The organism is Aestuariivirga sp., assembly GCF_044239095.1.
Taxonomy (GTDB): domain Bacteria; phylum Pseudomonadota; class Alphaproteobacteria; order Rhizobiales; family Aestuariivirgaceae; genus Aestuariivirga.
In genome coordinates this window covers 1-5,758 of sequence record NZ_JBIICB010000267.1, presented here as the reverse complement: position 1 = coordinate 5,758, position 5,758 = coordinate 1, and the positions used below count along the sequence as shown (strand labels likewise).

Genomic DNA, 5,758 nt, shown 5'->3' with positions numbered 1-5,758 from the left:
CCTCGACCTGCAGAACCGCCGCAGTGGCAGCAGCTATTGCAGGTAGGCGTGGCGCATCTGTTGCAATCCGGCCCCATCCGGCGCATATCAGCGCCCATGAACGAGAAGAACATGGATCAGGAAATCATCGCCCCTGAGACGCCGCCCAAGGGCAGCGCCCAGGGCTTCAGTCCCTTTGGCAGCTTCCTGGCCGCCTCCGGCGCGACCCTGTTGATACTCTGCTTCCTCGGTTCCGCCATGGTGTCGACGGTCTGGGCCTTTGCCAAGCTCATCGGCGTTCCGGACTTCGTGATGTATGCGGTGATGGCGCTGGGTGTCATTCCCGTGGTGTGGGCCACCATATGGACGGCCGGCCGCGCCTGGCACGTGGAGCGGCTGCTGGCGTCTGGCAAGGACATTGACGTGCCGGTGTTCAACCTGTCCTACTACTTCAAGAAACACTGAGGCCCGAAACCCGCCCTCCGATGTCGATCTGGACACGCATCGCCGAGGTCATCGCATCGATCGGCGAGTCGGTCGGGGCCTTCCTGCAATCCGTCATCGCGCGCAACCCCACGCCGCCTGAGAAGTCATTGGCCTTCACCATCGGCATGATCGCGCTCGGCGCCAAGATGGCGAAGGCGGATGGCGTGGTGAGCGAGAGCGAGATCGCCGCGTTCAAGCAGGTGTTCCACATCCCCGAGGGCGAGCTTGCAGCCGTTGCCCGCGTCTTCAACCTCGCCAAACAGGATACCGCCGGCTTCGAGACCTATGCACGCCAGATCGCGCGGCTGTTCGGTGCGCAGCATGAGATCCTTGAGGACGTGCTCGATGGGCTGTTCCACATCGCCAAGGCTGACAATGCCTTCCACCCCGACGAACATGGCTTTCTCAGGCAGGTGGCCGGGATCTTCGACTTCACTGATGCCGACTTTGCCCGCATCCGCGCGCGCCATGTGGCGGCGAAGGACGATCCCTACCTGATCCTCGGCGTAAGACGCGATGCACCAGAGGAGGAGATCCGCCGCCGCTATCGCCAGCTGGTGCGCGAAAACCACCCGGACCGCCACATTGCGGCGGGCGTGCCCGAGGAGATGATCGCGATTGCCACGGGGCGCCTGCAGACGGTCAACGAGGCCTATGACCGGATCATGAAGGAGAAGGCAGTGTGATCTTCTCGCCGCTCGCCCGGCGGCTGGTGGCGGCCGCAAACATCGAGCCGCGGCGCAATGGCCGCGTGGTCGACATGCTCATTCTCCACTATACCGGCATGACGAGTGCGGATGCCGCCTGCGAACTGCTGTGCAGCCCTGACTCCGGCGTTTCCTGCCATTATCTCGTCGGTGAGGATGGGGCGATTACCCAGATGGTGGGGGAGGAGATGCGCGCCTGGCATGCCGGTGTGTCGTCCTGGAAGGGCGAGACCGACACCAACTCGCGCTCGATCGGGATCGAGATCCACAACCCGGGCCACTGGCTGGGCTACCGCGATTTCCCGGAAGCTCAGATGGAGGCTGTGATTGCGCTGTGCGGCGACATTCTCTCGCGCCATGCCATTCCGCCCGAGCATGTGCTTGCCCACTCCGACGTGGCGCCCGGGCGCAAGATCGACCCCGGCGAGCGGTTCGGCTGGGCGCGGCTCCACGCGCATGGCATCGGCCACTGGGTGCCGCCGGACGCCCCCGACGCCACACCGCTGACCGGTGACGAACTGCGGAGCTACCAGCGCCTGCTGGCGCGCTATGGCTATGGCATCGGCGAGACTGGCGAATGCGACGAGGTTACGCTGAAGGTGACGGATGCTTTCCGCCGGCATTTCCAGCCGGACCAGACCGGCTGCCCGCCGGACCGCGCAGCGCTGCGCAATGCGGAGCGGCTGGTGGCAGCGCTCGATCCCTGATCAGGGCTTGCGGCAGAGTGCCAGCAGACCCTCAACATCCGCATTGAAGAGCGGGAAGATGACGTCTGATCCGCCGGCCTTCACGGTGAAGCGGTCTGCGCCCCGGAGAGCCGTGATGAGCGGGTGTCCGTCCTCAATCTCGGCCTCGAGGCTGGAGACATCGGCCTCGCGGTTGATGTCCGCCTTGCCGCGGAAGGTGGCCATCTCTCCACCGGCGGCGATGGTGAGGGGGGCCGCATTGTCCTCGCTGGCGTTCTGATCCGCCGTCAAGCGCTGCGTGGCGACGGGCAGGTAGATGTTGACCGCGCCCTTGCCGATCCGGCACCACAGGCTGACGCCGACATCGTCCGTCTCGGGCACGCCGAAAATCAGGTAGGCGTCCTGATCGCTCGCATCGAGCATCCATTCGCGCTCCTGCGCGTGGGCGGCTCCGGCAAGAAGGCCGAGAGCGAGAAGAAACGGAACGTGGCGGAACATGACCGGGGAACCTGCGGTTAGACCGCCTATCTATCGGCTCTTCCGGCAAGGGGAAAGTGGCAATATCGCGCGGCGCGAAGCCTTGACGCCGAAAACCGTTGGCGCACATGGACTTCGCCGCATAGTCTCAGACATCGATTCAACCGGAGCCGATTGATCGCATGACAGCCTCGCTCATCATCACCAATGCCCGCGTCCTCACCATGGACGAGGCCCGGCCGCGCGCCGGGGCCATTGCCGTTTCCGGGAATCGAATCATGCGGTTGGGGACTCATGCTGACGTGATGTCCGAGGTGGGGCCCTTGACCCGCGTGGTGGATGCGGGCGGGGGCACGGTGATCCCCGGTTTCGTCGAGGGGCATATGCATCTCTTCGCAGGCGCGGCGGAGCTCGGGCACCTGCAGCTCTTCGGCACGCGGGGCTTTGCGGAACTCAAGGCGCGCACCGAGGCCTATGTCCGCGCCCACCCCGGCGACGACCTGATCGTGGGCGAGCAGGCCGACTACGTGATCATCGGCGAGGACGAGCCGCTTACCCGCCACCACCTCGACCGGATCGTCAAGGACCGGCCGATGCTGCTCTTCTCGCCGGACCATCATACGGCCTGGGCCAACACGGTGGCGCTCGAGAAAGCGGGGCTTCTTGGAGGCCGCGACCTGGGGCCCGGCAACGAGATCGTGATGGGCCCGGACGGCCTGGCGCTGGGCGAACTGCGCGAGGGCGAGGCCTTCAACCCGGTTCGCGCCTTGTCGCGCAAGGGCATGCGGGACAGGCTGGGGCTGATGACCGGCGGGGAGCCGGAGCCCTATCCGGAGAAGGCGGAGTTCGAGAGCGATCTCGCCATGATGCGGGAAGGGCTGGCGCACGCCGCGCGGCACGGCATCACCTTCATCCAGAACATGGACGGAAACGTCTATACGCTTGAACTTCTTGAAGAATTGCACAGGCGTGGTGAGCTCACCGCGCGCGTGAGGGTGCCCTTCCACTTCAAGAATTTCATGGACATCGCCATGCTGGAGAAGGCCAGCCAGATGGCGGCGCGCTATGGCTCCGACATGCTGTGCGCAGGTTTCGTCAAGCTGTTCGTGGATGGCGTCACCGATTCCGGGACGGCGGTGATGCTCGACGACTATGCCGACCGGCCGGGCTGGAAGGGCGAGCCCCTGTTCACGCCCGCCCGCTTCGCCGGGATCGCGGTGGAAGCCGACCGGCGCGGGCTGCAGATTGCCGTCCATGCCATCGGCGACGGGGCGGTCCGCATCGTGCTCGACGGCTATGAGGCAGCCATGCGGGCCAATGGCCGCCGCGACTCGCGCCACCGGGTGGAACACATCGAAGTCATTCACCCCGGCGACATTGCGCGCTTTGCGGAGCTGGGTGTTATTGCGTCCATGCAGCCGCCGCATCCGCCGGGCTGCCATGGCCTGCCGCTTGAACCCTATCTCTCCCGGATCGGCGCTGCGCGCTGGCCATATGCCTTCGCCTGGACGGCGCTGCGGGAGGCGGGGGCGAGGATCGTCTTCGGCACCGATTGGCCAGTCTCCGACATCGACCCCTTGTGGTCGATCCAGTCCGCCATGACGCGCGGCCGCTGGACCGGCGATATGCCCGACAACCGCCAGAGCCTGGCCCAGTCGCTGCGCTCCTACACGGCGGATGGCGCCTATGCGGGGTTCATGGAGCAGAAGACGGGCGTGCTGCGGGAGGGCATGCTGGCCGACATCTGCGTGCTGCCGGTGGACCTTGAGGCCACGGAGCCCGCGTCCTTCAAGGGGATCATGCCGCGGATGACAGTGTGTGATGGGCGGGTGGTGTTCGAGGGGTGAGGGCGGGCATGGTAACAGGCATGGCAACAGGCATGGCAACAAGCGCATTGCCATTCCGCTCTCAAGCGCCTACCTCACCCCTGCCAGCTGGCTGGATGACCGCTGCCGCTACGCCCGAAAGGGTGCGGGGGAGGAAAGTCCGGGCTCCATGGAAATACGGTGCCGGGTAACGCCCGGCGGGGGCGACCCCAGGGAAAGTGCCACAGAAATGATACCGCGGAACCGGGCTTCGGCCTGACGCAAGGGTGAAATGGTGCGGCAAGAGCGCACCGCGGCCTCAGCAATGAGGCTGGCATGGCAAACCCCACCGGGAGCAAGACCGAATAGGGGTGGCGCGGCCTTCCGTAAGGAGGGTCAGGGTTGTTTCCGGCCCAGCCACTCGGGTAGGTTGCGTGAAGCGTCCGGCGACGGGCGCTCCAGATGAATGGTCATCGATTGTGGGGCAACCCGCAGGGACAGAACCCGGCTTACAGGCCGGCTGGCATCATCCCTTGCTGAATCGAAATTGAAACCAATTGTTAAGCAGGGCGCGGGCAATGTCAGCCTGTCGTTTAACGCCTTGTTCACCCTGTTTCCTGGTCTCCGGATGGCCGCCGCCCAACCCGCAAATGCCTCAGCCCACGTGCCCGTGATGCTGGCCGAAGTGCTGGATGCACTTCAGCCGCGCGACGGCTGCACCTATGTGGACGGCACCTTTGGCGCCGGTGGCTATTCGCGCGCCATTCTCGACGCCGCCCACACGAATGTCATCGCCATTGACCGTGACCCGGCGGCGATCCGCGGCGGGCAGGCCCTGGCCACGGCCTATGGCGGAAGGCTCACGCTGCGCGAGGGCCGCTTTGCCGACATGGAGGCCCTCGCGGGCGAGGCCGCCATTGATGGCGTGGTGCTCGACATTGGCGTCTCATCCATGCAGATCGACGAGGCGGCACGAGGCTTTTCCTTCCTGCGCGACGGGCCGCTCGACATGCGCATGGCGCAGCACGGCCCCTCGGCCGCGGACGTGGTGAACACGCTGCCGCAGGAGACGCTCGCCAACATCATCTATGTTTTCGGCGAGGAGCCGAAGGCGCGCGCCATCGCAAAGGCCATCGTTGCGGCGCGCGCGGAAGCGCCGATCACCTCGACTCTGGGGCTGGTCAGGGCCATCGAGCGCGCCACCGGCCGCCCGCGGCCGGACAAGATCCACCCCGCCACCCGCACCTTCCAGGCGCTGCGCATCCATGTGAACGGCGAGCTCGACGAGCTGGTCGAGGCGCTGCATGCAGCCGAGCGGATGCTGCGCGAGGGCGGCCGCCTCGTGGTGGTGACGTTCCATTCGCTCGAGGACCGGATCGTGAAGCGCTTCTTCGCCTCCCGCGGGGGCAAGCTGCCATCGGGCTCGCGCCATCTGCCGGGTGTTGTGGAGAGCGAGGCGCCTTCCTTTGAGCTGCCGTTCAAGGGCCACATCGCCGCGAGTAGCGAGGAGGCCGCGCGGAACCCGCGTGCGCGCTCCGCCAAGCTGCGCGCCGGAATCCGCACGGCGGCAGCGCCCATGCCGGCGATTGTGGACGAGATCGGCCTGAGGCTTCCGCAT

The 5,758-nt window shown here is 66.2% G+C and carries 6 protein-coding genes and 1 other RNA gene; 6 read left to right on the top strand and 1 reads right to left on the bottom strand.

The window, feature by feature from the left end; all coding sequences use genetic code 11:
- The 3 genes from ACILRA_RS18680 to ACILRA_RS18670 all read left to right on the top strand — a co-directional run.
- Positions 1 to 444: hypothetical protein (locus ACILRA_RS18680; RefSeq protein ID WP_395663572.1), on the top strand; the 444-nt coding region annotated here is incomplete at its 5' end.
- A gap of 20 nt (positions 445 to 464) precedes the next feature.
- Positions 465 to 1,151: a TerB family tellurite resistance protein gene (locus ACILRA_RS18675; RefSeq protein ID WP_395663571.1), complete on the top strand. Its 687-nt coding sequence runs from the start codon at positions 465 to 467 to the stop codon at positions 1,149 to 1,151.
- Positions 1,148 to 1,879: an N-acetylmuramoyl-L-alanine amidase gene (locus ACILRA_RS18670; protein ID WP_395663570.1), complete on the top strand. Its 732-nt coding sequence runs from the start codon at positions 1,148 to 1,150 to the stop codon at positions 1,877 to 1,879. Before ACILRA_RS18675 ends, ACILRA_RS18670 begins: the two co-directional genes overlap by 4 nt.
- On the opposite strand, the gene ACILRA_RS18665 is transcribed toward ACILRA_RS18670, so the two are convergent.
- Positions 1,880 to 2,356, bottom strand: coding sequence for a hypothetical protein (locus tag ACILRA_RS18665; protein ID WP_395663569.1), 477 nt, complete (start codon positions 2,354 to 2,356; stop codon positions 1,880 to 1,882).
- Positions 2,357 to 2,517: 161 nt separating this feature from the next.
- On the opposite strand from ACILRA_RS18665, the gene ACILRA_RS18660 reads away from it, so the two are divergent.
- From ACILRA_RS18660 to rsmH, 3 genes are all read left to right on the top strand, one after another.
- Complete coding sequence (locus ACILRA_RS18660) at positions 2,518 to 4,182, top strand: amidohydrolase (protein ID WP_395663568.1); 1,665 nt, start codon at positions 2,518 to 2,520, stop codon at positions 4,180 to 4,182.
- Between the two features lie 83 nt (positions 4,183 to 4,265).
- Positions 4,266 to 4,668: RNase P RNA component class A (gene rnpB / locus ACILRA_RS18655), an RNA gene on the top strand.
- Between the two features lie 100 nt (positions 4,669 to 4,768).
- On the top strand, positions 4,769 to 5,758 hold a 990-nt coding region (gene rsmH / locus ACILRA_RS18650), incomplete at its 3' end, for a 16S rRNA (cytosine(1402)-N(4))-methyltransferase RsmH (protein WP_395663573.1).